This is a genomic window from Microbacterium sp. W4I20, assembly GCF_030816505.1.
GTDB lineage: Bacteria > Actinomycetota > Actinomycetes > Actinomycetales > Microbacteriaceae > Microbacterium.
In genome coordinates this window covers 2,989,360-3,015,783 of record NZ_JAUSYB010000001.1, presented here as the reverse complement: position 1 = coordinate 3,015,783, position 26,424 = coordinate 2,989,360, and the positions used below count along the sequence as shown (strand labels likewise).

Sequence of the window (26,424 nt, the reverse complement as noted above, 5' to 3'; positions counted from 1 at the left end):
TTACTCGCTCACACCGAGGATGCCGGTGTAGGCGCCGATGAATCCGAGGGCGAGGGAGAGCAGCAGCAGGTGCCACGGCTTCCACCTCTTCCCGAGCAGCCAGTAGTAGAGCCAGAACGTCGCGAGCGGCAGCATGCCGGGAAGGATGCCGTCGAGGACGTCGGTCTGGAGGTTGCTCTCTCCTTCGCCGACCGCGAAGGAGAGGGGCGTGTACACGTTCACCAACGAGGCCGTGAGCCCGCCGATCACGAGCAGGCCGACCATCGTCGCGGCGGAGGTGATCCGTTCCATGAGGTCAGCCGAGATGGAACCCAGGAACTTCGCCCCCAGCGAGAAGCTCCCGCGGAGGTAGAAGTAGGAGAGCCCGAGGACGGGGATGTTGTACCCGAGGATGAAGATGATCGGCCCGAGGAAGTTGCCGGCCAGAGCGAGCGAGACGGCGATACCGGTCACGATCAGACGCAAAGTGCCCCAGTAGAGCGAATCGCCGATTCCGGCGAGCGGCCCCATCAGCGCGACCTTCACGCTCTCGATCGACGTGTCGGTGATCGCCGGGTTGTTGCGCCGCTCCTTCTCCATTGCGGTCGTCGCACCCACCACTGCCTGGTTGACATATGGAGTGATGTTGAAGAACGCCAGGTGGCGCTGCAGGGCTGCGGCGCGCTCCTCCTGGGAACGGTAGAGCTGGCGGATGGCGGGGCCCATGATGAACGCGAAGCCGAGACCCTGCTGCCGCTCGTAGTTGAACGACGCCTCCAGTGTCAGCGATCGCAGGAACATCCTGTTCAATACCGACCGGGTGATCGTGTGCTCGGCAGCGGACTCTTCCTGTCGCTGTTCCCGATGCTCAGAAGTCATCTTCGTCCTCCTCGATACGTCCGCCTGCGGGGACCGGTTCCGGTGCGCGTCTGCGCAGGATGAGAAGCCATGCGGCCATGACCCCGAATGCGGCGACCCCGACGATGGGCAACTGGAGGTACGCCACGACGAGGAAGCCGATGAACAGGAACGGCACGACCCGCTTGTTGATCAGCATCCGTCCCAGCAGAGCGAATCCGAGCGCGGGAAGGATGCCGGTGGCGATCTGCAGAGCGATCGAGATCTGCGCGGGGATGACCTCGACGATGGCCGAGACCGTTCCGGACCCCAGGGCGAAAGCCACACCCACGAGGGTGGAGACGAGCGTCGCCTCGATCAGACCGGCCGAGATGTGCATGGCGCCGACGCCGCGGATGCTCCCCCGCCGTGCGTAGGCGTCTGCGCGGTGCAGCAGCGTCGGGTTGATCACCGCGTAGCTGGTGTTCTCCACGAGCAGACCGAGGGCTGCTGCGGGGAACGCGAGAACCAGCGCCGTCTCAGGACCGGCACCTGCCGCCAGTGCCAAGGCCGTGCCGAGGACGCCGCCCACCGGGACACTGGGAGGGATGGCCGCACCGATCGAGAACAGACCGATGAACGCGAGCTCGAGCGTGGCGCCGATCAGCATTCCGTTGATCGGGTCGCCCATGACGATGCCGACGAGAGTGCCGGTCACGATCGGGCGCTCCAACAGGCTGCGTCCACCGAAGATGCTGCCGAGCTCGACGACGAAGGTGATCAACGCGAGCGCGAGGGCGATCATCGGGTTGCTCCGATGACAGTCTCGCGATCGGACGGGACGGCTCGGGCTTCGACGTGCACGCCGCGCGCGGCGATCAGTTCGAGACGAGCACGATCCGCCGCGGTCAGAGCGACCGTCGACGTCACCCGGGTGGCATCCGCGGACGGGCGGGTGCCACCGAGGTTGATGTGATCGACGTCGGCGCAGGCCTCGGCGATCCGGCACGCATCCGCGACGTTCTCGGTGAGGATGAAAAGCCGGTAGGCGTCCGTCCGCCCCTCGGCGATCGCCGCGATGGCGTCGTCCACGGTCTTGATCACCAGCTTCGCGTCGGCGGGTTTCGCGAGGCGCAGGGTCTGCTTCCGGAGGTCGTCGCTCGGGAGATCGTCGTTGGCGATCAGGATGGCGTTGCTGTCGTACTGAGTCAGCCATGACAGCACCACCTGTCCGTGGATCAGGCGGTGATCGACCCGCAGCAGTGTGATCATCAGAAGTCCTCCTCGTCGGTCGGTGTCTCGGCGGCTGCGAGACGGTGCTCGCCGACTCCGTCACGGGCTTCGGTGAGCAGCTCGTCGAGCGCGGTCGTGCCGTCGAGCTCTTCCAGCTGCATGGCGAGCGCCAGGACCAGCGGCAGGTTCATCCCGCTCAGCACCCGCACCCGCGGGTCGCGGCTGATCCCGAGCACCGCGTTGTGGGGGCTACCGCCCTCGAGGTCCGTGACGATGAACACGGTGCCGTCATCCGCCGCGCGGCGCACCTCGTCCACCTCGGCGGTGAGTGCGTCCAAGTCGCCTGTGTAGGGCGCCGTCGCCAGCACGTCGTCGCGCTCTCCCAGGATCAGCAGCGCGGCATCGCGCATGCCCTGCGCCAGCGCGCCATGGCCGGTCAGCAGCAATCGGTTGCTCATGTAACCTCATTGTCGTGAGGCGGCCGGGAAGTCCGCGGCCGCTCCTGCTCTCTCTATCTCGCCTGATGCTAGACACCCCGAAACAGCTCGAGGCAGGGAAAGGACCAATTCCGCGATCATGGTCACGCCCCGTGCTCCTCGCCCCGCGAGCGACCTCGTCGCGGCGGTGGCGGACCGCTTGTCGGATGTCTACGTCGAAGCCGCCAAGGCCGCGCAGGGGAAGCTGCCATCCGAGCGCGAGATGGCCGCCCGGCTGGGTGTGAGCAGAGGCACCCTGCGGCTCGCGCTGCAGCATCTCGCCGACACCGGTGAGGTGACCAACCTCCCCCAATCGGGCTGGTACGCGAGTCCGACGACGTATCCTGCGCCTCACGGACCGCTCCTCAGCTTCACCGAAGTGGCCGCCATGCGGGGCGCACGGCTGCAGAGCCGACTCCTGCGAGCCGCCGTACGCGACTCGAGGGAACAGGAGAGCGTCATCCTCGAGCTCGGACCGGAGAGCCGGGTCTTCGCGATCAGCCGCACACGCATCCTGGAGGGCATCCCGGTCTGTGTCGAGCACAACGTGATCGCCGTCGACCGGGTACCCGGGATCGACCGCGACTTCGACAGGGAGTCGTCCCTGTATGCGCTGCTCGAGACTCACGGCGCACGACCGGAGCGCAGCGCGCTCACGGCCGAGGCTGCTCTGGCGGGCGACGATGGCGAACAGCTGGGGATCGAAGCGGGAGCCCCGGTCCTCGTCGAGAACGAGGTGCTCTTCGGCGCCTTCGGTCGGCCGATCATGATCGCTCGCGGTGTGTGGCGTGCGGATCGCTACCGTTTCCGGGCGACCTTCACCGCTGCGCCTCAGGGGCGGATCGAAGCTGCCGCCCAGCGGACGATCGACGACGCGACGCCCAGGGACTGAGCGGCTTGACACAACATGGGAACGTTATCACATAGACTCTTCGCCATGATCTCCGCCCCCTCGATGACGAGCGACGACGACCGCAGCACCATCCGCGGCACCGACTACTCCCTCTCCTGGCGCACCGGTCCCGGCGGCCTGATCCGCTCGCCGTATCTCGAACTGGCCGACGCGGACGGGCGACGGTGGATGCGACTGAGCGCCCTGTCCAGCATCCATACGACGGCCGCTCAGGATGAGACGCTGCGCATCGACGAACCGACGGTGCGGACGGAGTCGGATGCCGTGATCGTCACGATCCGCACGGAGTCGACGGCCTGGCGCGAGCGCCTCCTCGAGATCCGCTGCACCGCCGATACCGTCGAGATCACGCTCGACGCCGAGGGCGAGGGCGACATCACCGACGTCACGCTGTTCGGCGGCGACGGCATCCTGCCCACCGGGGCGAGCGGCACGTTCCGCTCCGGCATCGACGCACAGTCCCTCTCCGTCCCCACCCCGACCGAGCCGGTGGCGTTCGTGCGGCCGGCGTGGGCGGCCGCCTCGCTCGGTGTCGTCGGCGACGCGGATCCCGGGCGCCTCAACGGCATCTTCTCGCCGCCCCCGCTCGCGCTGGCCTTCGGTCGCTCGGCGGCGGAGTCGCCCGTGACGCCGGGCGAGGGTCCGTGGCTGACGACCTGGCTGCGCGCACCCGTGACCGAGCTCGGTTTCACCACGCTGCGCTACGAGCCGGTCGACGGCGGCGCCCTCCTTCGCCTCGCCTATGAGGGCCACACCGCGGTGTCCGGGCGCTGGCGCTCCCCCACCGTCGTGCTGCGCGCCACCGCCTCTCCCGACGAGATGCTCCGCTCCTACCGCGCCGACCTGATCCGCACCGGATGCGCGCCGGAGGCCCCGGTCGACGTGCACCGCTGGTGGCTCGAACCGCTGTTCTGCGGCTGGGGCGCCCAGGTCGCCCGTGGCGGCGCCCCCGCGCCCGACCTCTGCCGCCAGGAGATCTACGACGAGTTCCTGCAGACCCTCGACGCCGCCGACCTCGACCCCGGCACGATCGTGATCGACGACCGGTGGCAGGCGCAGTACGGCACGGCCGAGCCCGACACCGAGGCCTGGCCCGACCTGCGCGGCTGGATCGAACGGCAGCACGCGGCGGGCCGGAAGGTACTGCTGTGGTGGAAGGCCTGGGACCCGCACGGCCTCCCCGTCGAGGAGTGCGTCACGGATGCCGCGGGCCGCGCGATCGCCGCCGATCCCGGCAGCCCCGCCTACCTCGCCCGGCTGGAGGCGATCGTCGAGCACCTGCTCTCCCCGGACGGGCTGGATGCCGACGGCTTCAAGGTCGACTTCACCCAGCGCGCGCCGAGCGGACGGATGCTGCGCTCGGCGCCGGACAGCGACGGCGTCTGGGGCATCGCCGCGGTGCACCGGCTCCTCGAGCGGATCCACCGCACGGCGACGCGGACGAAGGAGGATGCGCTCGTCGTGGCGCACGCCGTGCATCCGTCGTTCGGTGACGTCGCCGGCATGATCCGCACGAACGACGTCCTTGAGCGCGACACGGCAGGACGCCCGGTCGCCGTGGTCGACCAGCTCAGGGCGCGGCACGCGGTCGTGGCGGCCGTGCTGCCGCACCACCCCGTCGACACCGACCAGTGGCCCATGCCGAACCGCGACGAGTGGCTCGACTATGCGAAGGCGCAGCCGCAGTACGGTGTTCCCGCGCTCTACTATCTGGAGCGCGTGCGCGAGGATGAGCCGATCGGCCCCGAGCACCTCGCCGACATCGCGCGCACCTGGTCGGCGTACCGGGAAGGACTGCGATGACCGCGACGGAGATCGCCCGCGGCGTCTGGCGGATCGCGGACACCTGCCACGTGTATCTCCTGGTCGACCCCGACGCCCCCGCCGGCGAGCGCGAGGCGGTGGCGATCGACTTCGGTTCCGGCCTCGCCCTCGACGAGCTCGCGAGTCTCGGCATCCGTCGCATCTCCGACGTGCTGATGACGCACCACCACCGCGATCAGGGCCAGGGCCTTCCGCTCGCCGTCGCGCACGGCGCCCGCATCCATGTTCCGCCGGTCGAGCGCGAGCTGTTCGACCGCGTCGAGGAGATGTGGGAGGGTCGCCCGCTCGACAACGACTACAACCTGCGGCAGGACCGCTTCTCCCTGCTCGCCTCGGTGCCGGTGCACGCCACGGTTCCCGAGTACCGGATGCTCGAGGCCGCCGGCATCCGTCTGCGGGTGATCCCGACTCCGGGGCACACGATCGGCTCCGTCACCTATCTGCTCGAGCGCGACGACGAGGTGCTCGCGTTCTCGGGCGACCTGATCTATGCACCGGGCAAGGTCTGGTCACTCGCCGCGACGCAGTGGTCGTACACGCAGAACGAGGGTCCGGCGATGACGGTGCTCAGCGCGCGGATGCTGGCGCGCGAGGGCGCGACGCGGCTCGCCCCGTCGCACGGCGAGGTGATGGAGGATGCCGCGAGCGCCCTCGAGCTGCTCGCCGAGCGGATGCAGGAGTACGTCGACTCGCGGCGCTCGTATCCGTGGGATCTGATGGCACGACTCGACGATCCGTTCGTGGCGCTCTCGGAGCATCTGCTCCTCAACCGCACCTCGATGTCGTGCTCGTACGTGGTGCTGTCCGGGAATGGCGAGGCACTGATCATCGACTATGGCTACGACATGACCACGGGCATCGTGCCCGGGCAGGAGCGGGCGGCCCGGCGGCCGTGGCTCGCGTCGCTCCCCGCCCTGCGCCGCAATCACGGCGTCACCCGCATCGCCGTCGCGCTCCCCACGCACTATCACGACGATCACATCGCCGGGATGCCCCTGCTGCGCGACGTGGAGGGCACCGAGCTCTGGATCCCCGAGAACGTTGCCCCGACCATGGCCGACCCCTGGCTCGAAGATCTGCCGTGCCAGTGGTACGACCCGATCACCGCCGACCGCGTGCTGCCGCTCGACGAGCCGTTCACGTGGAACGAGCACACCTTCACCGCGCACGAGCAGCCGGGCCACACGCTCTACGCGGTCGCGTACTCCCTCGAGATCGACGGCATGACCGTGGTGTTCACCGGCGATCAGCAGGAGGGTCTCGGCGGGCGTGACGGCCGCCGAGACATCATGAACTACCAGTACCGCAATCTCTTCCGCCTCGGCGACTACAGCCGCAGTGCCGCGCTCTACCGGAGGATCGGACCCGGCCTGATGGCGAGCGGGCACTGGGAGCCGCGCACCGTCGACGACGAGTACCTCGACTACCTCGCCGAGTCCGGGCGGCTCGTCGACGACCTGCACGAGCGGCTGCTGCCCCTCGACGAGGTCGGGGTCGGTCCGGACGGGCAGGCCGCCCGGTTGCTCCCCTACCGTCACGCGACCGTCGTGGGCGAGCCGGTCGAGTATTCGGTGCGGCTGCGCAATCCGCTCGGCGAGCAGGCGGAGGTGCGGGTATCGCCGGTGTTGCCAGTAGGCTGGCGCTCGTCCCGGCGCGACATCGAGTTCGCGCTCGGACCCCACGAGGAGGCCACCGTGCAGTTGACCGTCACACCGACCTCCGCCGGGCGACGGCAGCGCCTCGCTCTCGACGTCACGATCGGGAACCTGCGCCTGGGCCAGCACACCGAGGCCCTGCTCGACGTCGCCGCATCCGACTCCACGGATCCGCGGGCATGAGCGACCGGCCCCGTCCGGCGTTCGAGCGGCCGACGATCCGCGAGGTCGCGACCGCCGCGGGGGTGTCACGGTCGACCGCCTCGCGCGCGCTCTCCGGCAACGGCTACGCGGCGCCCGAGGTGCGCGAGCGCGTGCGGGCCGTGGCGAAGGAGATCGGCTACGTCGTCGATGTGACCGCGCGCAGCCTCAAGCAGCGCACCAGCAAGTCGGTCGGGCTGCTGGTCTCCGACCTCCGCAACGTCTTCTACGCCGAGCTCGCCTCCGGCATCGGCGAAGAGGCGCGCACCCACGGCCGCACCGTCGTGCTCGTCGATCTGCGCGGCAACAGCCCGGATGAGCTCGAGGCGGCCGAGACGCTGGTCGGCTCGCGGGTGTCGGGAGTGATCGCGACCCCGGTCTCCGCCGACCTGAGCGCGTACCTGAGCCGGATCGGTGTGCCGCTGATCGAGGTCGACCGCCGATTCGACGCCGAGAGCACCGACGCCATCGTGGTCGACAACCGCGCCGCGGCCCGAGACACCACGACCCGCCTGATCGAGGCGGGGCATCGACGCATCGCCCTGCTGATCGATGAGACCGAGTGGACCACCGGTGACGAGCGCCAGCGCGGGTACCTCGACGCGCTGAAGGCGCGCAAGGTGCCGGTCGACGAGACGCTCATCGTGCAGGCCGGATGGGATGCCGGGGAGGCGAAGGCCGCGGCCCTGCGCCTGCTCTCCCGCGATGACCGCCCGACCGCGGTGTTCGCCGCGAACAACGTGCTGACCGAGGGCACCTGGCGCGCAGCATCCGAACTGGGCCTGCGCGTGCCCGAAGACGTGAGCGTCGCCGGATTCGACGACGCCCCCTGGATGAGCATGGTGCACCCGGGGGTCTCGACCAGGCAGCAGGATGCCGGAGCGCTCGGCGCCGCTGCCCTCCGGGCGCTGCTGGAGCGCATCGAGTCGCCGGATGCTCCCGTGCGCACGATCGTGATGCCGACGCAGTTCCTGGATCGGGGCTCGGTCGCGGCACCGCCGGAGTGACCATGCGTCAGGGCGCCGTCGGTCAGGTGCGTCTCGTCGAGCGGGACGGCCGCTCGTTCGTAGAGAAGCGGATGCCGGATGCGCGGCGCCACGACACCGAGGTCTTCGCCCTGCGGGCTCTGGCCGGGAGCGGCCTGCCGGTGCCGGAGCTGGTGACGGTCGAGCCGGGGTCGATCCTGATGACGCTGATGCCGGGCGAGCGCCTCGACAGCGGGAGTGCGGACGAGCGCATCGAGCTGCTCGCCGCATCCGCTCCGCTCCTGCGATCGCTGCACGAGTTGCCAGTGCCCGACGGACTGCCGTCCGCGCCCGATGACCAGGCCATCATCCGCCGCTATCGGGAAGCCGACGGACCACCGCTGCCGCTCGCGATCCCGCCGTCCGCCGGTGCGGTGTTCAGCCATGGCGACTGGACAGACGGGAACGTGCTGGCCGTCGACGGCGCGATCACCGCGATCATCGACTGGGAGGCCGCGCATCTCGGCGATCCGCTGCGGGAGCTCTCCCGCGCGGCGTGGGGTGCTTCCCTCAAGGACGAGCGGTCGTTCGACGCCCTGATCGACGCGTACGGCGCGGATCGCGAGGCCGCACGAGCGTGGGTGCCGATCCACGCCGCCGAGCTGTGGCTCTGGTTCGCCGAGGCGGGGCCGCCGGAGTACCTCGCGGATCTGACCGAGCGGCTGCGCCGCTGGCCGGACTGACGCGGCTCCGTCCGCTGAAATCAGAATTCTGCTTTGCTAAGATGTGGGAACGATGTCACACTGTCTCCAGACGTGGTGACGAACACCATGGACACGGCAGGCCGGAGGATGGAATGGCAACGCAGCGCAGCGTGCTCGCACTCGACATCGGCGGCACCAAGCTGGCCGTCGCGATGATGACCCCGGACGGGCGCACGCACGGATTCCTCTCCGAGCCGACCGAGAAGCACCGGGGCCCCGACGCCGTGATCGCGCACCTCTTCGACATGGGGCACCGCAGCATCGCCGCGGCGGGTCTCGGCGCACCGGCATCCGTCGGCATCAGCTGCGGCGGACCCCTGGATGCCCCCGCCGGGATCCTCACCCACCCTCTGCACCTGCCGGGCTGGATCGACATCCCGATCGTCGCGATGGCGGCCGAGGAGTTCGGCGTGCCCGCGGTCGTCGAGAACGACGCCACCGCCGCGGTCCTGGGCGAGCACCGCTACGGCGCGGCGCAGGGCGCGGAGATCGCGCTGTACCTCACCCTCTCGACCGGCGTCGGCGGCGGATCGATCATCGACGGACGCCTGCACCGAGGAGCCGCCGGCAACGGCGGCGAGTTCGGCCACATCACCGTGCGTCCCGGCGGACGCGACTGCCTGTGCGGGCGCAAGGGCTGCCTCGAGGCCTACGCCTCCGGCACCTCGATCGCCGCGCGGGCCGCCGACCTCCTCGCCTCGGATGACCGCCCGTCGACGCTGCGCGACCTCGACGTCGTCCGCGCCGAGAACGTCGCCGCGGCCGCCGCGTCGGGTGACGAAGTCGCGACGGAGCTCTGGCGGGAGACCACCGACGTCCTCGGACAGGCCGTGACCGACCTCGTCAACGTCTTCGAGCCGCACGTCGTCGTGCTCGGCGGCGGTGTCACGCGCTCCGGCGCTCAGCTTCTCGACCCCGTCCGCGCGACCGTGCAGACGACCGCCATGCCCCCCGCGGCGGCCCGCGCCACCGTCACGCTCGCAGGACTCGGCGACGAGGTCTGCGTCGTCGGTGCCGGAGCCCTCGCCCTCGACCTCCTGGAGGAAGCCCGTGTCTGACTGGCTCGACGAACAGCTCGACGCCCACATTCGCACCGCGACGGATGCCGCAGCGCTGCTGCCCGCCGTGAAGGCGGTGGGCGCCGTGCTCATCGATGCGTTCGAGAAGGGCGGCACGCTCTACACGTTCGGCAACGGCGGCAGCGCGGCCGACGCGCAGCACTTCACCGGCGAGGTCATCGGCCACTACCGTCGTGACCGGCGGCCGCTCCCCGCGGTGACACTCTCCACCGACGCCACCGTCTCGACGTGCATCGCGAACGACTACGCGTTCGAGGACATCTTCTCCCGTCAGGTGCAGGCGCTCGCCCGCCCGAACGACGTCGTGGCCGCCTTCACGACCTCAGGCCGCTCGCAGAACATCGTCGACGCCCTCGCCGCCGCCCGCGCCAACGGCGCCACCACGCTGCTGTTCGGCGGCGGAGACGGCGGGCCCTCGCTCGCCCTCGCCGACCACGTGCTGCTCTCCCCCTCCTCCGACACTCCCCGGATCCAGGAGATGCACACCTTCTTCCTGCACGCCCTTTCCGAGATCCTGGATGCATGGGCAGCGGGAGAGGAACTGGCGTGAGTGCAGCGGACTCGAGAGCACCGATTTCCCGAGCACCGATCTCGAACGCTCCCTCCGGCGCGCAGCCGGACGGGCGCCCTGAGACGCAGCGCCCGGCGGCGACGCCCGACCGCACGCTGCACATGATCGGCAACGCGCACCTCGACCCGGTGTGGCTGTGGCCGTGGCAGGAGGGGTACCAGGAGGCCCGCGCGACCTTCGCGAGTGCGCTCGACCGTATGGACGAGTACGCCGACTTCGTCTTCACCTGCGACCAGATCGTGCTGCTGTCGTGGGTCGAGGAGCAGGACCCCGAGATGTTCGCACGCATCGCCGAGCGCGTCGCCGAAGGCCGTTGGGTCAACGTCGGCGGCTGGTGGGTCGAGCCCGACTGCAACATGCCGATGGGCGAGTCGTTCGCCCGTCAGGGCCTCTACGGCCAGCGGTTCCTGCAGTCCCGGTTCGGCACGATCTCCACGGTCGGCATGAACGTCGATCCGTTCGGCCACAGCGTCAGCATCCCCCAGATTCTCCGCGGCCAGCGCATGGACTCGTACACGTTCCTGCGTCCCGGCCCACACGAGGGCGACCTCGACGAGACGCTGTTCCACTGGGAGTCGCCCGACGGATCGCGGGTGCTCGCGTTCCGCATCCCGTTCGAGTACTGCAGCCCTCCCGGAGACGTCTCGGGTCAGACCGAGAAGTCGCTCGGCCAGCTCGACCGCTCGCTGGGGTCGATGATGGTGTTCTACGGCGTCGGCAATCACGGTGGCGGCCCGACCAAGGCCAACATCGACTCGATCCACCGCTACGACCGGATGGGAACCTTCGGGAGGATGACGATGTCGTCACCGCGCACCTACTTCGACGAGATGCTCGCCCGCGGCGAGGGCTTCCTCGACGGTCTCGCGGTACGCCGCGATGACCTGCAGCACCATGCACCCGGTTGCTACTCGGCGCACTCGGGCATCAAGGCCTGGCAGCGCAAGGCGCAGCACGCCGTGCTGTCGGCCGAGCGCTGGGCCGCCGTGGCGCTGGCACTCGGCGGCGACGACTACCCGCGCGAAGACCTCGAGCGCGCGTGGAAGCAGATCCTCTTCAATCAGTTCCACGACATCCTCCCCGGCTCCGCGATCGAGCCGTCGTACGACGATGCGCGCGACCAGCTCGGCGAGGCCATCGCCATCTCGAAGCGCATCATCACCCGCGCGCACAACCGCATCGCCCGCCGGATCGACATCCCGATGGACACCGCGACGCAGCCCATCGTGGTGTTCAACCCGCATCCCTGGGCGGTCTCGGTCGACGTCGACTTCCAGTTCGGCGCGCAGCCTCACGGGGTGCGCGTGGTGGATCACGAGGGTCTCGAGGTCTTCTCGCAGGCGACACAGTCGACCGCCACCACCGGCGACCGCAGCCGCGGCGCCGTGACGTTCCGGGCCGATGTGCCCGCCTTCGGCTACGCCCTCTACCGGCTGCTCCCCGGACCCGCGATCGCGCAGCCCTCGGCGCTGTCGGTTTCGGGGAACGGCACAGTCATCGAGAACGCGCACCTGCGGGTCGAGCTCGACCCGGCGACCGGTGATGTGATCTCACTCCTCGACAAGGCGACGGGCGTCGACCCGCTCGCCGGCACGCAGGGCCAGCCGCGCACGGCCGTGTGCGAGGACCCGACCGACACCTGGGGCCACCGCGTGATCTCCTACGCCTGGCCGGGTGCCGCGATGGCGCTCGACCGCATCGTGGTGCGCGAGACCGGTCCGCTGCGGTCGCGCGTGCGCGTCGAGCGCTCCTGGGGAGCCAGCACCCTGGTCGAGGAATACTTGCTCGACCACGACGCCCGCGAGGTGCGGGTCGACGTCACGATCGACTGGCGCGAGCAGGCGCACCTGCTGAAGCTGCGGTTCCCCGTGGGCCTCGAGGACCCGTCGGCGACCTACGAGATCCCGTACGGCACGATCGAGCGCCCGGTCGACGGCGCCGAGGAGCCCGCGCAGTCGTGGGTCGACCTCACCGGCACGGTCGACGGTGCGCCTGCCGGACTGACGGTGGTCGCCACCACGAAGCACGGCTGGGACGTGTCGCCCGCGGGTTCCGCGGGACTCGAGACCGCGAGTATCGGCATCACCGCGGTGCGCAGCCCGGTCTACTCGTGGCACGACCCTCGTCTGCTCGACCCGGAGGGCATCTACTCCTTTCAGGATCAGGGCATCCAGCGCTTCAGCCTCGAGCTGATCCCGCACGGCGGCGACTGGAGCGATGCTCAGCCGACCCGTCGGGCCGCCGTGCTCGGGGCGCCGGTGCGGGCACAGCAGGAGTCGTTCCACCCGGGCGACCTCCCGGCGCGGAACAGCTTCGCCGACGACGGATCGGGCGCCGTGATGATCACCGCGATCAAAGGCAGCGAAGACGTGCCCGACGCCGGTGCAGGTGCCGACATCATCGTCCGCGCGGTCGAGACGACCGGTCGCGCGGCGAGCGCACACCTCGAGATTCCCTTCGCTGGTCGCACGATCGAGGGCGAGTTCCGCCCGCATCAGCTGCGCACGTTCCGCGTGCCCCTGGATGCGGATGCCGACATCGTGGAGGTCGACCTGCTGGAGTGGCCGCTGGGAGAACCGCCCGCGTGAGCGCGCTGATCGCCGAAGTGCTGGATGCCGACGCGTCGCTGTTCACGATCGGCATCAGCGGCGACGGCGACCGCCGACGGGTGTCGGTGAGTTACGACGGCACCGAGCCGGTCGCCGCCGCCGTGCGCATCTCGCTCCCGGTGCCGGATGCCGCGGCGCCGTGGTGGCTCATCCCGGGACTGTTCTACGGCGACAACCGCCCCGCGGGGAACGACCGGCCGTACCCGCGGTTCGAAGCGCATCCCGCTCCCGGGACCGACCCCTTCATCAGCGACCCCTTCATCAGCGACCCCTTCATCAGCGATCCCTTCATCAGCGACCCCTTCATCAGCAGCGAGTGGCACTTCCGCTCCGATCGGGCCGCGACGCCCGCGGTCTTCGTCTGGCCGGATCGCGGTCGACCGGGCGTCGCCCTGTCCGCTCCCCCGGTCACCGCTCTCGGTCTCACCGGGCTCGGCTTCGCGCTGCGCGACGGTGCGGCGGTGCTGAGCGCGACCTTCCCGGCGCGCGAGTACCCCGTGACCTATTACGGTGACGCCGAGCCGCGGCCGGCCGAGGTCCTGCGCCACGCGTTCGAGCCCGGGAGCGTCGTCGAGATCGACCTGCGCGTCCACGAGCTCACGGAAGACCGGCACGACTACGCGCGCGTGCTGCGCGAGCTGCATGCCGAAGGCGCAGCATCCGCTCCTCTCCGTCCGTGGGTCGACATCCCGACGGCGGCGGCGCTGAGCGCCGAGGGGCTGCACCGCTGGCACTACGACCCCGACCCGGGCGTGCTGCTCGAGACCGTCGGCTTCGACCGCGAGGTGTCCGGTCGCGACGGGAAGTCCGTCGACCGGCAGGCGATGCACGTGGGCTGGGTGTCCGGCATCCCGTGGGCGTATGCGATGCTGCGGCACGCTCACCGTACCGGCGACGCCGCACTGCAGGATGCTGCGGAACGGGTGATCGACTTCTGCACGGCCGAACTGTCGCCGAGCGGCACGTTCTGGGGGGTCTGGTACCGGGACAGCGGCTGGACGCAGAGCTGGACCGAGCACCGCCGCGGGCTGCACGGCCGCACGCTCGGTGAAGCGACGCAGTTCCTCGTGCGAGCCGTCGCGCTGACGGGTCGCGACGACTGGCGCGCCGCCGCGGTCTCGAACCTCGACGCCGTGGTCGCGCGCCAGCGGACGGACGGCAATCTCGGCAGCATCCATCACGCCGAGACGGGCGAGGTCTTGGTCTGGGACGGATCCGCCGGACTCGCCTGGGTCGGCGCCCTGGCCGAGGCGACATCCTGGGACGAGCGCTACCTTCCCGCCGCCGTCCGCGCGGGCGACTGGTACGCGCGGCTGGTGCTCGACGAGAACCTGCACGGCGCTCCGGAGGACGTCGACCTCGCCGGCACGAGCGAAGACGGCTACGTCGCGGTCATGGCCTACATCGCGCTGCACCGCGCGACCGAGGACGCCCGCTGGCTCGACCTCGCCCGACGCGCTGCCGACTTCGCGCTGTCGTTCCGGTACACCTACGACGTCGACTTCCCGGCGACGTCGATGCTCGGCATCTACGACTTCGGCACCCGCGGCGCCGATCAGGCCTCGCCGTCGAACCAGCACCTGCACGCCTACGGGCTGATCATGACGCAGGAGATGCTGGCGCTGACGGCGGCCACGGGCGACGAGCACTACCGGGAGCGCGCGCTCGAGTCGCTGGCCTGCTTCCGGCAGTTCATCGCCCGGTTCGACGGCGACTTCAACGCCTACCGGGGCATGGTCACCGAGCGGTACTACCAGACCGAGTGCTTCCAGCCGAAGGGGATGCTTCTCACGCTGTCGCACGCGTGGAGCGCCGGGGTGCTGCTGCTCGGCTGCGAGGATGCGATCGCCGCCGGACTCGCGGAATGAGCCCGGCGGCGGACGGTCGGCGGCGGCGGCGAATCAGGCGTTGACGCGCGCCGCGTTCTGCACGGGCACGATCGTCCTGCTCGCCGCCGACTCGTAGGCGGCGAGGATCACACCGAGCACGTCGATGCCTTCGACGTGCGTCTGGATGGGACGCGTGCCGTGCAACAGGGACTCGGCGAAGTGCGCGATCTCGGCCGCGAACTCGTGCACCGGCTCGAACTCGACGGTGACCGGGTCCTCTCCGCGCACGCGCGACACGAGGGTGGTGCCGTCGGACGACAGCGAGCCCTTTTCTCCCACGAGCGAGAACTTCTCGGTGCCGACCGCGGGCTGGTAGGCCCAGCTGGTGGTGACGTGGCCGACCACGCCGTTGTCGTAGCGGACGAGGACCTGCGCGGAATCCTCCCCCTCCATGAAGTCGAGGCGGTGCCGCGAGAGCATCGCCGTGACATCGACGGGGGTGCCACCGGCCAGATGCTGCAGCAGGTAGAGCGGGTGATAGCCGGTGTCGATGAGCTCGCCGCCGCCCGCGGTCGCCGCGTGGGCACGCCAGCCCATGCTCTCCGGGGTGAAGTCGTTGTAGAAGCTGTCGGTCGTGCGCACCTCGTACACGCGTCCGAGCGCCCCGCTGTCGACGAGCTCCTTCGCCGCGGCGACCGCGGGGAGGAAGAGCTGGTTGTGCGCGCACATGACCGTGACGCCGTTGCGCTCGACTGCGGCGGCGATGGCCTCGGCCTCGTCGGCGGTCAGACACAGCGGCTTCTCGCAGAGCACGTGCAGGCCGGCATCCGCCGCGGCGATGACCGCCTCGGCGTGCAGGTGATGCGGGAGGCAGATGTCGACGGCATCCAGGCCGCCGGCGGCGATCATGTCGCGGTAGTCGCTGTAGATGCGCACATCGGCGTCGTCACCGCGGCGCTTCTCGGCGCTCTCCGCGACCGGATCGGCGATCGCCGCGAACGTCACTGTGTCGGGGTTGCGGAGATATCCGGCGACGTGGGCTCCGGCGATGCCGCCGGCGCCGATCAGTCCGATCCGGATCCTGCCCGTGGAAGCGTGGTCTGTCGAGGTGGTCATGCGTGTCCCTTCGCTGCGTCGTTGGCGGCGACCACGAACCGGGTGAGGTCCACGGCGGCCTGGAGGTTGTCGGTAGTGTCGGCTTCGCCACGGATCGCGTCGATCCACAGTGCGTACGGGGTCGGGGCGCCGGCGCCGAGTTCCACGGGAACCCAGGTGTCGCCGAAGCGGCCTCCTTTGGCCGTGAGCGTCTCCTGACCGAATCCGAACAGGAGCGAAGCCTCGGTGCCGCGGATCTCCAGTGCGAACGCGCCGGGGGTCGTGACGAAGCTGGCCTCGGCGACGCCGAGCGCCCCGCCGGGGTAGCGGGCGACGACGACCGCGTTGTCTTCGACGGCTCGACCGGTGACGTGTCCGTAGGAGGCGGTGACCTCGTCGGGGAAGGCGCCGAGGAACCGCTGCACGAGGTAGGCCGGGTGGCAGCCGAGATCGGCGAATGCTCCGCCGATGGCGGCGACCGGGTCGGCGAAGCGCTCGGGCAGCCAGCCGCCGATCCAGCCGTCGTGGGCCATCCGCACGCGGGCATAGGTCACGTCACCGAGCGCGCCGTCGTCGATGAGCTGCGCGACCGTGGTGATGAGCGGCTCCGACAAGCGGGGCAGGGAGACGACGAGCGCGACGCCCTTCTCCCGCGCGGCGGCGACGAGCGCCTCGGCCTCCGCGAACGTCGGTGCGAGCAGCTTCTCGGTGAAGACGTGCGTGCCCGCGGCGATGGCGCGCCCGATGACGTCCGTGTGCTCGTTGGTCGCGGTCGTCACGGTGATCGCGTCGACGTCGGGCCGAGCGAGGAGCTCGTCGAGGCTGTCGGCGAGGTCGACGCCGAGGCGCTCAGCACCTTCGGAGCCACGCTCGGCATCCGGGTCCCAGGCGGCGACCAGGCGGGTGCCGCTGTGCTCTGTGGTCTCGCGGGCGTAGTCGTCTGCGTGGACGTGCCAGAATCCGACGACGCCGACTCCGATCGCTTCTCGGCCGCTCGCGTCGTTGCTTGCCGCGTTTCGGCCTGCCGCTTCGCTGTTTTCGCCGGCGGTGTTGTCAGCCAACAGTGCACTCCTTCGTGTCGTCGTTCCGTCCGCGCGCACGCGGAAGAAACCGGTGAGGGGGGTGGATGTGGCAACGTTACCAGCTGCTCCCCGAGCAGTGCATCCCCCCGTTCTGTCGAGAGCGCGGCTGCACTCCGGTCGCACTTCGTGCTGCCTCGGAGACGTCCGAGCGGCATCAATTGCGACCGGAAGGTGTGGAAGAGCACTAGCTTTCGCGGCGCGGGTTCCAGAGCATGATCTCGGTGGAGCGGCGGAGACGGCGGCCGGAAGGCATCGGGACGACGCCTGTGGATCCGGCGGCGAAGACGCGCACGCCGGGGCGGCTCTCCCGCTCGGCGCGCAGTGCGCCCTCGAGCTGGGCGATCCTGCTCTGCAGCACGCGGTTCTCGTCTTCGAGGTCGAGGAGTCGGGCGATCGCGGGAAGGCTCACACCCTGAGAGGAGAGCTCCGCGACCTCACGGAGCTGTTCGATGTTGCGGGTCGAATAGCGTCGTGACCCGCCGGAGGTGCGGCCGGGGACGACGAGACCGATCCGGTCGTATTGCCGCAGAGTCTGCGGGTGCATGCCCGCGAGCTCGGCGGCGACGGCGATCGCGAACACCGGGGTGTCGGCATCCATGCCCTGGTCAGTCATGGACGCTCACCTCCACTCCGGTGTCCGCGATGATCGGGCTCATGTTCAGCGCCGCGCTTTCGCCATCAGCTCGGCCCGCGGGTTCTCGTCGGGCTCGAGCGCCTGGAACTTCTCGAGCGCCTCACGTGCGGCGTCGTCGAGGTGCGTCGGCACCGCGACCTGGAGCTCGGCGAGCAGGTCGCCGGTGCCCTTCGAGGTCGCGACTCCGCGGCCCTTGACGCGCAGCACGCGGCCGGACGGGGTGCCCGGTGCGACGCGCAGCTTGACCACGTCTCCGCCGAGCGTCGGAACCTCGATCGTCGCACCGAGGGTCGCCTCGGTGAAGGTGACCGGCACGATGACGCGGAGGTTGAGTCCGTCGCGCGTGAAGACCGGATGCGGACGCACCGCGATCTGCACCACGATGTCTCCGCGCTCCCCGCCATCGGGCGAGGGGCGACCACGACCGCGCAGCCGGATCTTCTGTCCGTCGGCCACACCTGCCGGGATCTTCACCTTGAACGGCTTGCCGTCATCGCCCTGGAGGGAGATCGTCTCCCCCTGCACGGCCGTGATGAAGTCGAGCGTGGTGCGCGCGGTGACGTCGGCGCCGCGCTGCGGGCCGCCCGGGCCGCGGAAGCCACCCGAGGTCTGACCGAAGCGGCCGGACCCGAAGGTGCCGCCCTGACCCTGGTTGAACATCGCGAAGATGTCCTCGAAATCGGCGGTCTGCCCACGGCCCTGCTGCCCGAACCGGCTGAAGACGTCTTCGAAGCCGCCCGAGCTCGAGCCCGGCGCCGTGAAGCGTGCACCCGAGCCCATCGCGCGGATCTCGTCGTACTCCTTGCGCTGCTCGGAGTCGGACAGCACCGAGTACGCCTCGCTGACCTCTTTGAACTTCGCCTCCGCCGCGGCATCACCCTGATTGGAATCGGGGTGATACTTGCGCGCCAGTTTGCGATACGTCTTCTTGAGGTCGGCGTCGCTGACGTCTTTCGCGACCCCGAGGGTCTTGTAGAAGTCCTTCTCGAACCAATCCTGGCTGGCCATCGATCACCTACTCGGCAGGGACGGCGACGACGACCTTCGCGGGACGCAGCTCGATGTCACCGAGGCGGTAGCCCACCTCGACGACTTCGAGCACCGTGGTCTCGGTGGTGCCCGGAGTGGGCTGCTGGAAGATCGCCTCGTGGCGCTGCGGGTCGAACACCTCGCCCTTCTCGCCGTACGAGACGACGCCGAGACGCTCGACCGCGACGCGCACCTTCTCGGCGATCACGGCGAAGGGAGTGCCCTCGACGAGGTCGCCGTGCTGGGCGGCGCGGTCGAGGTCGTCGAGCACGGGGATGAGACCCTTGGCGGCCTCGCCCTTCGCCCGGTCGGCCTCGAGCTGACGCTGCTCTTCGGTGCGGCGGCGGTAGTTGGCGTACTCGGCCTGCAGACGCTTGAGGTCGTTCAGCAGGGTGGACTCGAGGTCGGCGAGCACGGCGTCTTCCGCCGCGGCCTCGCCGGTCTGCGTCGCGCCGAGGATGTCGTCGACCGTGAGCCCTTCGTCAGGCTCAGGAACCGAATCGGGCGCGCCGTCGACCGGGGTCTCGTCAGAGCCTTCGGCCGCGGCAGCCTCGGTGGAGTCGGGGTTCTGCGGCGCGGGGCCGGATGCCTGAGCATCCGACCCCTCGCTGCGTCCTTCGTCAGGCTCAGGAACCGAACCGTTGTCGAAGTTCTTGTCCGTCATGATTACTTCTTGTCTTCCTCGTCGTCGACGACCTCGGCGTCGATGACGTCCTCCTCGGAGGACGTATCATCGGCGGTCGGGGCTTCGCCGTCGGTCGGGGCGCCGGCTGCGGCATCGGCCTGGGAGGAGGCGTAGATCGCTTCGCCGAGCTTGCCCTGCGACTCGTTCAGCTTGTCGAACGCGGTCTTCACGGCGTCGTCGTCCTCGCCGGCGAGAGCCGTCTTGAGGGCGTCGACGTCGGCCTGGACCGACTCCTTGACGTCGGCGGGGAGCTTGTCCTCGTTCTCCTTGATCAGCTTGTCGATCGAGTAGGCGAGGGTCTCGGCCTGGTTGCGGACCTCGGCGGCCTCACGGCGCTTCTTGTCTTCGGCCGCGTTCTCCTCGGCCTCGCGCACCATGCGCTCGATGTCTTCCTTGGACAGCGACGAGCCGCCCGTGATCGTCATCGACTGCTCCTTGCCGGTGCCCTTGTCCTTGGCGGACACGTGCACGATGCCGTTGGCGTCGATGTCGAAGGTGACCTCGACCTGCGGGATGCCGCGGGGGGCCGGGGCGATTCCGGTCAGCTCGAAGGTGCCGAGGGGCTTGTTGTCGCGGGTGAAGTCGCGCTCGCCCTGGAAGACCTGGATCGCGACGGACGGCTGGTTGTCGTCTGCCGTGGTGAAGGTCTCGCTGCGCTTGGTCGGGATGGCCGTGTTGCGCTCGATGAGCTTGGTCATCATGCCGCCCTTGGTCTCGATTCCGAGGCTCAGCGGGGTGACGTCGATGAGCAGCACGTCCTTGCGCTCACCCTTGAGGACACCGGCCTGCAGGGCGGCACCGACGGCGACGACCTCATCCGGGTTGACGCCCTTGTTCGCTTCCTTGCCGGCCTCGCGCTTGACGAGCTCGGCGACGGCGGGCATACGCGTCGATCCACCGACGAGCACGACGTGCGCGATGTCGGCGACCTTGATGCCGGCCTCGCGGATGACGTCTTCGAACGGCTTCTTCGTGCGGTCGAGGAGGTCCTTCGTGAGGTCCTCGAACTTCGCGCGGGTGATCGTCTCGGAGAGCGAGACGGGGCCCGAGTCGGTCAGCGACAGGTACGGGAGGTTGATGCTGGTGCTGGTCGAGGAGGAGAGTTCCTTCTTGGCCTGCTCTGCAGCCTCCTTGAGGCGCTGGAGGGCGATCTTGTCGCCCGAGACGTCGACGCCCGTGGTCTCCTTGAACTGCTTGATCAGGAAGTCGACGAGGCGCTGGTCCCAGTCGTCTCCACCGAGGCGGTTGTCACCGGCGGTCGAGCGCACCTGGATGGTCGAGAAGTCGTCGTCCTTGCCCACCTCGAGGAGGGAGACGTCGAAGGTTCCGCCACCGAGGTCGAAGACCAGGATGAGCTCGTCTTCCTTGCCGCGGTCGAGTCCGTAGGCGAGGGCAGCCGCGGTCGGCTCGTTGATGATGCGGAGCACGTTGAGGCCCGCGATCTCACCGGCCTCCTTCGTGGCCTGACGCTCGGCGTCGTTGAAGTACGCGGGGACGGTGATGACCGCATCGGTCACGGTGTCACCCAGGTAGGACTCGGCGTCGCGCTTGAGCTTCATGAGGATGCGCGCGGAGATCTCCTGCGGCGTCCACTTCTTGCCGTCGACGTCGAAGCTCCAGTCGGTGCCCATGTGGCGCTTGACGGAAGAGATCGTCCGGTCGACGTTGGTGACGGCCTGGCGCTTGGCGGTCTCGCCGACCAGCACCTCTCCGTCTTTGGTGTAGGCGACCACCGAGGGGGTGGTGCGGAATCCCTCGGCGTTGGCGATGACCTTGGGCTCGCCACCCTCGAGGACGCTGACGACGGAGTTGGTGGTTCCGAGGTCGATACCGACAGCACGTGCCATGTGTTTTCTCCTTTGTTGGAAGTTCTTCTTGGTGCGGAAATCTGCGGCGATCAGAGAAACCTGAGTCGCGATGGCTCAACTGTACTCCGACCGCGGGATGGTGTCAAAACGAAGTTGATATGAGTTGGCTCAACTTTGTGGATCGGGGTTATCCACAGGGGAAATCGAACGAGGACGATGCTGCCTAGGCTCCCCCACCATGACTTCCCACGCATCTCGCCTCGTCGCCCTGACCGCTGTCCTCGCTCTTCTCGTGCTGAGCGGATGCTCGGTGCCGCCGGAAGCGCGAGAAGCGCCCGGCACCCGGGAGGCGCAGAGTCCGGAGCCGAGAGTGTCGCCGTCGCCCCCCTTCACCATCGAGGATCGCACCGGGGACACCCTGACGTTCGACGATGGCGCAGTACTCCCATCGGATGCGATCGCGGGCTGGAACGATGCCCGGCTTGCGGGCGACGAGTGGACTCTCGACGCCCCGGATGAGGGTTTTGGGACGTGGCAGTACCGGAGCGCCGATGACGAGTGCCTCGCCGTGTTCTGGCAGGGGAAGGTGTTCGACATGACCTCGACGGATGACCGCGACGCGTCGGATTTCGTCCTCGCGAGCGTCATGAAGAGCCAGAACGCTCCCCTCGATGGCGAGGTGTCGGATGGCGTGATGGGATTCACGTTCGAGGACAATCCGGCTGCGGAGTATCGATATGCGGGCGGTGCGGACGACCGCGGCAGCTGGGTCTACGCCGTGCGCGGGTTCGCCGAGCTGAGGGCCGCTGTCTATCTCACGGTCGTCTGTCGATCGGCAGAGGCCCCGGAACGCGCGGCGGATGTCATCAGCAGGGTCGCGATCCATGTGAGCAAGTGATCGGGTCTCCAGACTGAGCGCGCTTCAGATCAGTGCTGGTGTCAGAACAGTGCTGGTGTCAGAACGGCGCAGGTCTCAGAACGGCGCGGGCGTCAGATCTTCGGTGAAGGTGACGGTGTTCGGCCGCGGGGGTTCGTCGATGTAGGTGCGCCTGGTGGGACTGGTCCAGGCGTAGACGCCGGGTTCGAGCTGTTCGACGTGCCAGGGACTGTGGTGCTTGAGCGTGTGGTGTCGACGGCAGAGGTGGCCGAGGTTGTCCGCGCTGGTGGGACCGCCGTGAGCTGCGTCGTGCGTATGGTCGATGTCGCTGTCGGCGGCCAGGTAGCCGCAGGTGGGGAATCGGCAGCGTTGATCGCGGGCACGAAGGTACCGCTTGAGCTCTGACCCTGGTCGATATCGATCCACGGCGAGGAGAGCACCGGTGATCGGGTGGGTCAGGATGCGATCCCAGCCGGATGCCGCGCCGGCGAACATTCTCGCGGTGACCGAGTCGATCGGGGTGCGCCCGTCGAGCTCGGCCGGTGTCGTACCGCAGCCCATGAGCGTGGTGACGGGAACGGTGACGGACACCGATCCCCGGATCGCGGCAAGGAGTCCGTCGGGGGTGTCATGCCCGGTCGGCGCTCCGGCGAGGAGGAGATCGAGAGCGAGATCGGCACGGATCTGCGCGATCGTGCGTGCGTCGGCCGCGGCTGCGGAATCCGGGGCGGGAGCGTCGGCGGCAGCATCCGAACTCTCGTTCGCCGCGGGCCCGAAAGAGCTTCCGGCCGCGCTCGCCCGCCGCGCGGACTGTTCCTGCACCGAGTCTCGATCCGAAACGGATTCGTGCTCCTGCACCGTCTGGGCCATCTGAGTCAGCCGCTCGAAGACCCCGTGCACGAGCGCGGAGGGACCGAGGAGCCCGAGCTGCGTCATCCCGTCGCCGACGTCTTTCACCCACACCGACCGCTTCTGCCGCGCATCCTTGTGCCGCCCGTCGATGGAGCGCGACTGATACTTCTCCGCCACGCGACGCCCCCGCCGCGACACTCGGTTCGGCGACTCGGACTCCGCGAACGAGACCATCTCGGCAGAGTACGCATCGCGGTCGGCCGCGTCGTCGAGGTGCTCGGCCGCCTCGCAGATCGCCCGCGCATGGGCGGCGCTGATGCGCCCGGCCCCCTGCGCAGCCCACACCAGCGGAAACCGCTCGACCCGCCACACCGCGTCTGCCATGCGCGCCTGCACCGTGCGGTCGCTCACGCGCAACGCCGCCGCCATCTCGGCCGCGACCGTGCGCGTCGTCTGGTCACCGAAGTCCGGATGCTCCGCCTCATCGGCGACCTGCAGCGCCAGACGCGACCCGATCGCCAGAACACCGTCGCGCGCGGCCTGCAGACTGCTGATCGTGCGCTCGAGCTCGACGAGCATGTCGGTCGCCGAACTCAGCGCCTCCACCTGCTCGATCGTCGCGTCTGCCAGTGCTGTCATACCTTCAGTGAACCAGGGGCCACCGACATTCAAAGGCCCGATCAGGAGCGCAAAAGCGATATACCGGCATGCCTGGAAGGGGACCTCAATATGGCCACCCGACGGCAGCAGCACGAGGTTCGGCAGACCGGATCCACGGCGATACTTGACCCTGACACTGTGGCAGACGGGAGAACTGAGACATGTTATCCATCGGAGCGTTCGCGCAGATCGGCCAGGTGACCCACCGGATGCTGCGGCACTGGGACACCGCCGGCCTGCTCGTGCCCGCTCACGTGGACGAGTTCAGCGGCTACCGCTCGTACGACCCCTCGCAATTGGAGCGCCTGCATCGCATCGTCGCTCTCCGTCAGCTGGGCTTCGGCCTGGACGACATCTCCTCGATCCTCGAGCAGGGTGTCGACGCGGAGCGCATCGCGGCCCTGCTGCGGATCCGGCGCGCGGAGGTCGAACAGGAGCACCGGATCGCCGCGGAACGACTCGTCGACGTGGAACGGCGGCTCCACCTCATCGAAAGAGAGAAGCACATGTCCCAGATCGAGATCATCGAGAAGCCGCTGCCCGCCGTCCGCCTTGCGGCCATCCGCCACGTCGTCGCGGAGCAGCCGCAGGTCGCCGCCGTCGTCGGCCCCTCGTTCGACGCCGTGGCCGCGATCATCGGCGACGAGCCCGGCTCCCTCGCCACCCCGATCGCGCAGTACGACACGATCGACGACGGGATGGAGGTCATCGTGGGCTACTCCTACACAGGACCCGCCCGTGACGGCTTCGACATCGTCGAGCTGCCGCCGACCGAGGTCGCGGTGTGCGGCATCCACCTCGGTTCGATGGACACGATCGCCGAGAGCTGGCAGGCCATCCACACCGAGGTCATCGCCCGCGGTCTGATCCACGACGGCGCCTGCCGCGAGCTCTATGTGCGCGCGGTGTCGGACGACCAGGCCGACTGGGTCACCGAGCTCCAGCAGCCCGTGCGGCGGACACCGTAACGATCAGCGGAGGAGTTCACGACCAGCGGAGGAATCCGCAGAATCAGTCCGCTGATCGTGAACTCGTCCGCGCATCGTGCCCCGCGAGTGCCGCGCCTGCCACCACGGCTCCGACGCCGAGCGCAACGAGCGACGACGGAACGGCACCGCCGGTCGCGGCCAGCATCCGTCCGTCGCGTACGCCGGCCCCGGCCGACCCGACTCCACCCGATCCCGGCGATCCCGGCGACCGCGACGCCCCCGACAGTCCCGGCTCGGTCGGCGCCAGTCCGGCCGGCCGAGGGTTGTCGATCACCGACACTGTCACAGAACTGACCACCGCACGATCGAACCGGTCGTCGACGACCAGCCCCACCGAAGCCACGCCCTCGAATCCCACCTCCGGGGTGAACTCCACCGTTCCGTCGCCCGGTGCTGCGAACACGCCCTGACCGTCGAGCACGACCGTGGAGCTCTCCTCCGACGTCAGCGGATCGACGAGCCGCAGTGTCGACGCATTGACATCACCGACGCCCGCCAGAGGGGTGAGCGTGACGGTTCCGGGCCCCGAGGATGTGACAGCACCTGACGGCACCGTGATCTCCGCCCGCCGCACCTCGATGGTCAGCTCGCTCCCGAACGTCTGGAACGTGCCGTCGGCTGCCACGAATCGCACACGATAGGACCGCGGATCGACGGCGCCCACGAAGGTCGCCGCGGCGGCGAACGAGACCTGCGCCGTCGCCGGATCGACCGACCAGAGCCCTTCGCCGGGAACGTCGAGTTCGGTCACGAGCGCTCCGTCCGCGTCGACCAGCCGCAGCGACGTCGGGTCGACGGTCGTCGCCGCCCCCACCGCGAGGTCGTTCGCGAGAGGGCTGAGCACCACGCGTTCGCCGTCGCTGGTCATCGCGTCGGGCACGCCGGTCGGCGCCGGCACCGTCGCGCAGGCCGTGAGATCGCGAATGGTGATGCCGCGGTGATAGATGTGCACCGGCGCCGTCGGCGCATAACCGTTGCGCCAGACGGGACGGTAGATCCCGGTCTGGAAGTACGGCGACGACGCCTGGTGGTAGTTGTTCACTCCGTCGAACCGGAGCACCTCGGCGCCGTCCTGCAGAATGACCACGCGGCCGGGGGTCGTCGGCGTCGACCAGACGATGTCGAAGGACCAGTCGGTCCACGCGCCGTATCGGACGGGGACCGGCAGGACGTAGCGCGTGATCCTGGTCGTGAGATCCGGCTGCAGCTGAGCGATCCGGAAGTCCCACACGGGCGCGAGCGTGTCGATCGACAGCGCGAGTGGCGGGTTGGTGTCCCGCCCGTTCGGCAGCCGGAAGGCGTGCCACTGCGCGACGATCGTGTCCCAGCGGTACGGGACGAAGTCCTGGGGCACGAACACCGACACAGTGAACCGGTAGCGTCCGTAGCTCAGCTGCCTGCGCATGAGCTCGGCCCGGTAGGCGCTCCCGTTGCCGGGGACCGTGAACCGCATCACGCTCTCCGCCGATCCGGCGGGGTCCGGAACGATGGCGAAACGGCTCGGGTTGAAGAGAGCGGCATCGTCCCAGCGCGAACCCGCCGGGATGCGGAGCGAGGTGCTGTCGAAGTCCGACTCCAGCCAGGACCCGACGGTCGGTGACCCGAAGCCGTCCTGATGCATGAGCGCATTGCACGCCTCAGCCGCGCCCGCCGTCAGCGGTGCACCGAAGCCGGCGAGCGGAACACCCACCACCGCACCGACGGCCGCCGCCCCCGACAGACGGAACAGCGTCCGCCGACTCACCCTCACGCCGTCATGATCAGACACTGCATCCCCC

The 26,424-nt window shown here is 69.4% G+C and carries 23 protein-coding genes; 11 read left to right on the top strand and 12 right to left on the bottom strand.

The window, feature by feature from the left end; genetic code table 11:
- From QFZ21_RS14685 to QFZ21_RS14670, 4 genes are read right to left on the bottom strand one after another with little or no spacing between them, the layout of a single operon-like run.
- A complete protein-coding gene (locus QFZ21_RS14685; RefSeq protein WP_307378994.1) occupies window positions 1–858 on the bottom strand; it encodes a PTS system mannose/fructose/sorbose family transporter subunit IID in 858 nt (285 codons plus the stop codon).
- Window positions 848–1,621: a PTS sugar transporter subunit IIC gene (locus QFZ21_RS14680; protein ID WP_307378992.1), complete on the bottom strand. Its 774-nt coding sequence runs from the start codon at window positions 1,619–1,621 to the stop codon at window positions 848–850. The genes QFZ21_RS14685 and QFZ21_RS14680 overlap by 11 nt, the downstream gene beginning before the upstream one ends.
- Window positions 1,618–2,088, bottom strand: coding sequence for a PTS sugar transporter subunit IIB (locus QFZ21_RS14675; RefSeq protein WP_307378990.1), 471 nt, complete (start codon window positions 2,086–2,088; stop codon window positions 1,618–1,620). Before QFZ21_RS14675 ends, QFZ21_RS14680 begins: the two co-directional genes overlap by 4 nt.
- Window positions 2,088–2,507 carry a PTS sugar transporter subunit IIA gene (locus QFZ21_RS14670; RefSeq protein ID WP_307378989.1) on the bottom strand — a complete coding sequence of 140 codons (420 nt, stop codon included), beginning with the start codon at window positions 2,505–2,507 and terminating at the stop codon, window positions 2,088–2,090. Before QFZ21_RS14670 ends, QFZ21_RS14675 begins: the two co-directional genes overlap by 1 nt.
- A 118-nt stretch (window positions 2,508–2,625) precedes the next feature.
- Between QFZ21_RS14670 and QFZ21_RS14665 the strand changes: the two genes are divergently transcribed.
- From QFZ21_RS14665 to QFZ21_RS14625, 9 genes are all read left to right on the top strand, one after another.
- The gene (locus QFZ21_RS14665) at window positions 2,626–3,417 is read left to right on the top strand and encodes a GntR family transcriptional regulator (protein WP_307378988.1); all 792 of its coding nucleotides are present in this window, start codon (window positions 2,626–2,628) and stop codon (window positions 3,415–3,417) included.
- Window positions 3,418–3,462: 45 nt separating this feature from the next.
- Complete coding sequence (locus QFZ21_RS14660; protein ID WP_307378987.1) at window positions 3,463–5,241, top strand: hypothetical protein; 1,779 nt, start codon at window positions 3,463–3,465, stop codon at window positions 5,239–5,241.
- Entirely contained in the window at window positions 5,238–7,100 is a 1,863-nt protein-coding gene (locus QFZ21_RS14655) for an MBL fold metallo-hydrolase (RefSeq protein WP_307378985.1), read from the top strand. Before QFZ21_RS14660 ends, QFZ21_RS14655 begins: the two co-directional genes overlap by 4 nt.
- On the top strand, window positions 7,097–8,125 hold the full coding sequence (locus QFZ21_RS14650; RefSeq protein WP_307378984.1) for a LacI family DNA-binding transcriptional regulator: 1,029 nt from the start codon (window positions 7,097–7,099) through the stop codon (window positions 8,123–8,125). The genes QFZ21_RS14655 and QFZ21_RS14650 overlap by 4 nt, the downstream gene beginning before the upstream one ends.
- Before the next feature lie 2 nt (window positions 8,126–8,127).
- Complete coding sequence (locus QFZ21_RS14645) at window positions 8,128–8,826, top strand: phosphotransferase family protein (RefSeq protein ID WP_307378983.1); 699 nt, start codon at window positions 8,128–8,130, stop codon at window positions 8,824–8,826.
- 113 nt (window positions 8,827–8,939) lie between these two features.
- A complete protein-coding gene (locus tag QFZ21_RS14640; protein WP_307378981.1) occupies window positions 8,940–9,905 on the top strand; it encodes an ROK family protein in 966 nt (321 codons plus the stop codon).
- Entirely contained in the window at window positions 9,898–10,476 is a 579-nt protein-coding gene (locus tag QFZ21_RS14635) for an SIS domain-containing protein (protein WP_307378980.1), read from the top strand. The genes QFZ21_RS14640 and QFZ21_RS14635 overlap by 8 nt, the downstream gene beginning before the upstream one ends.
- Window positions 10,473–13,085, top strand: a complete 2,613-nt coding sequence (locus tag QFZ21_RS14630; RefSeq protein ID WP_307378979.1) for an alpha-mannosidase — start codon at window positions 10,473–10,475, stop codon at window positions 13,083–13,085. Before QFZ21_RS14635 ends, QFZ21_RS14630 begins: the two co-directional genes overlap by 4 nt.
- Window positions 13,082–14,974, top strand: a complete 1,893-nt coding sequence (locus QFZ21_RS14625) for a hypothetical protein (protein ID WP_307378978.1) — start codon at window positions 13,082–13,084, stop codon at window positions 14,972–14,974. Before QFZ21_RS14630 ends, QFZ21_RS14625 begins: the two co-directional genes overlap by 4 nt.
- 33 nt (window positions 14,975–15,007) lie before the next feature.
- On the opposite strand, the gene QFZ21_RS14620 is transcribed toward QFZ21_RS14625, so the two are convergent.
- The 6 genes from QFZ21_RS14620 to dnaK all read right to left on the bottom strand — a co-directional run bounded on the left by QFZ21_RS14620 (window position 15,008) and on the right by dnaK (window position 21,307).
- Window positions 15,008–16,051 (bottom strand): Gfo/Idh/MocA family protein, encoded by a 1,044-nt coding sequence (locus QFZ21_RS14620; protein WP_307378976.1) that lies wholly within the window; start codon window positions 16,049–16,051, stop codon window positions 15,008–15,010.
- Window positions 16,048–17,091, bottom strand: a complete 1,044-nt coding sequence (locus QFZ21_RS14615) for a Gfo/Idh/MocA family protein (RefSeq protein ID WP_307378975.1) — start codon at window positions 17,089–17,091, stop codon at window positions 16,048–16,050. The genes QFZ21_RS14620 and QFZ21_RS14615 overlap by 4 nt, the downstream gene beginning before the upstream one ends.
- A gap of 205 nt (window positions 17,092–17,296) precedes the next feature.
- Window positions 17,297–17,725 carry a heat shock protein transcriptional repressor HspR gene (locus QFZ21_RS14610; RefSeq protein WP_307378973.1) on the bottom strand — a complete coding sequence of 143 codons (429 nt, stop codon included), beginning with the start codon at window positions 17,723–17,725 and terminating at the stop codon, window positions 17,297–17,299.
- A gap of 45 nt (window positions 17,726–17,770) precedes the next feature.
- The gene (locus QFZ21_RS14605; protein WP_307378971.1) at window positions 17,771–18,754 is read right to left on the bottom strand and encodes a DnaJ C-terminal domain-containing protein; all 984 of its coding nucleotides are present in this window, start codon (window positions 18,752–18,754) and stop codon (window positions 17,771–17,773) included.
- A gap of 7 nt (window positions 18,755–18,761) precedes the next feature.
- Window positions 18,762–19,439, bottom strand: coding sequence for a nucleotide exchange factor GrpE (locus tag QFZ21_RS14600; protein ID WP_307378970.1), 678 nt, complete (start codon window positions 19,437–19,439; stop codon window positions 18,762–18,764).
- Between the two features lie 2 nt (window positions 19,440–19,441).
- Window positions 19,442–21,307 carry a molecular chaperone DnaK gene (gene dnaK / locus QFZ21_RS14595; protein WP_307378968.1) on the bottom strand — a complete coding sequence of 622 codons (1,866 nt, stop codon included), beginning with the start codon at window positions 21,305–21,307 and terminating at the stop codon, window positions 19,442–19,444.
- Between the two features lie 199 nt (window positions 21,308–21,506).
- Between dnaK and QFZ21_RS14590 the strand changes: the two genes are divergently transcribed.
- Complete coding sequence (locus QFZ21_RS14590) at window positions 21,507–22,166, top strand: hypothetical protein (protein ID WP_307378966.1); 660 nt, start codon at window positions 21,507–21,509, stop codon at window positions 22,164–22,166.
- A gap of 75 nt (window positions 22,167–22,241) precedes the next feature.
- On the opposite strand, the gene QFZ21_RS14585 is transcribed toward QFZ21_RS14590, so the two are convergent.
- The gene (locus QFZ21_RS14585) at window positions 22,242–23,636 is read right to left on the bottom strand and encodes an HNH endonuclease signature motif containing protein (protein ID WP_307378964.1); all 1,395 of its coding nucleotides are present in this window, start codon (window positions 23,634–23,636) and stop codon (window positions 22,242–22,244) included.
- A gap of 182 nt (window positions 23,637–23,818) precedes the next feature.
- Here QFZ21_RS14585 and QFZ21_RS14580 point away from each other — a divergent pair, with 182 nt between their 5' ends.
- The gene (locus QFZ21_RS14580) at window positions 23,819–24,625 is read left to right on the top strand and encodes a MerR family transcriptional regulator (RefSeq protein ID WP_307378962.1); all 807 of its coding nucleotides are present in this window, start codon (window positions 23,819–23,821) and stop codon (window positions 24,623–24,625) included.
- A gap of 43 nt (window positions 24,626–24,668) precedes the next feature.
- Here QFZ21_RS14580 and QFZ21_RS14575 read toward each other — a convergent pair whose 3' ends face one another.
- Window positions 24,669–26,396 (bottom strand): heparin lyase I family protein, encoded by a 1,728-nt coding sequence (locus tag QFZ21_RS14575; RefSeq protein ID WP_307378961.1) that lies wholly within the window; start codon window positions 26,394–26,396, stop codon window positions 24,669–24,671.
- Window positions 26,397–26,424 lie beyond the last annotated feature (28 nt).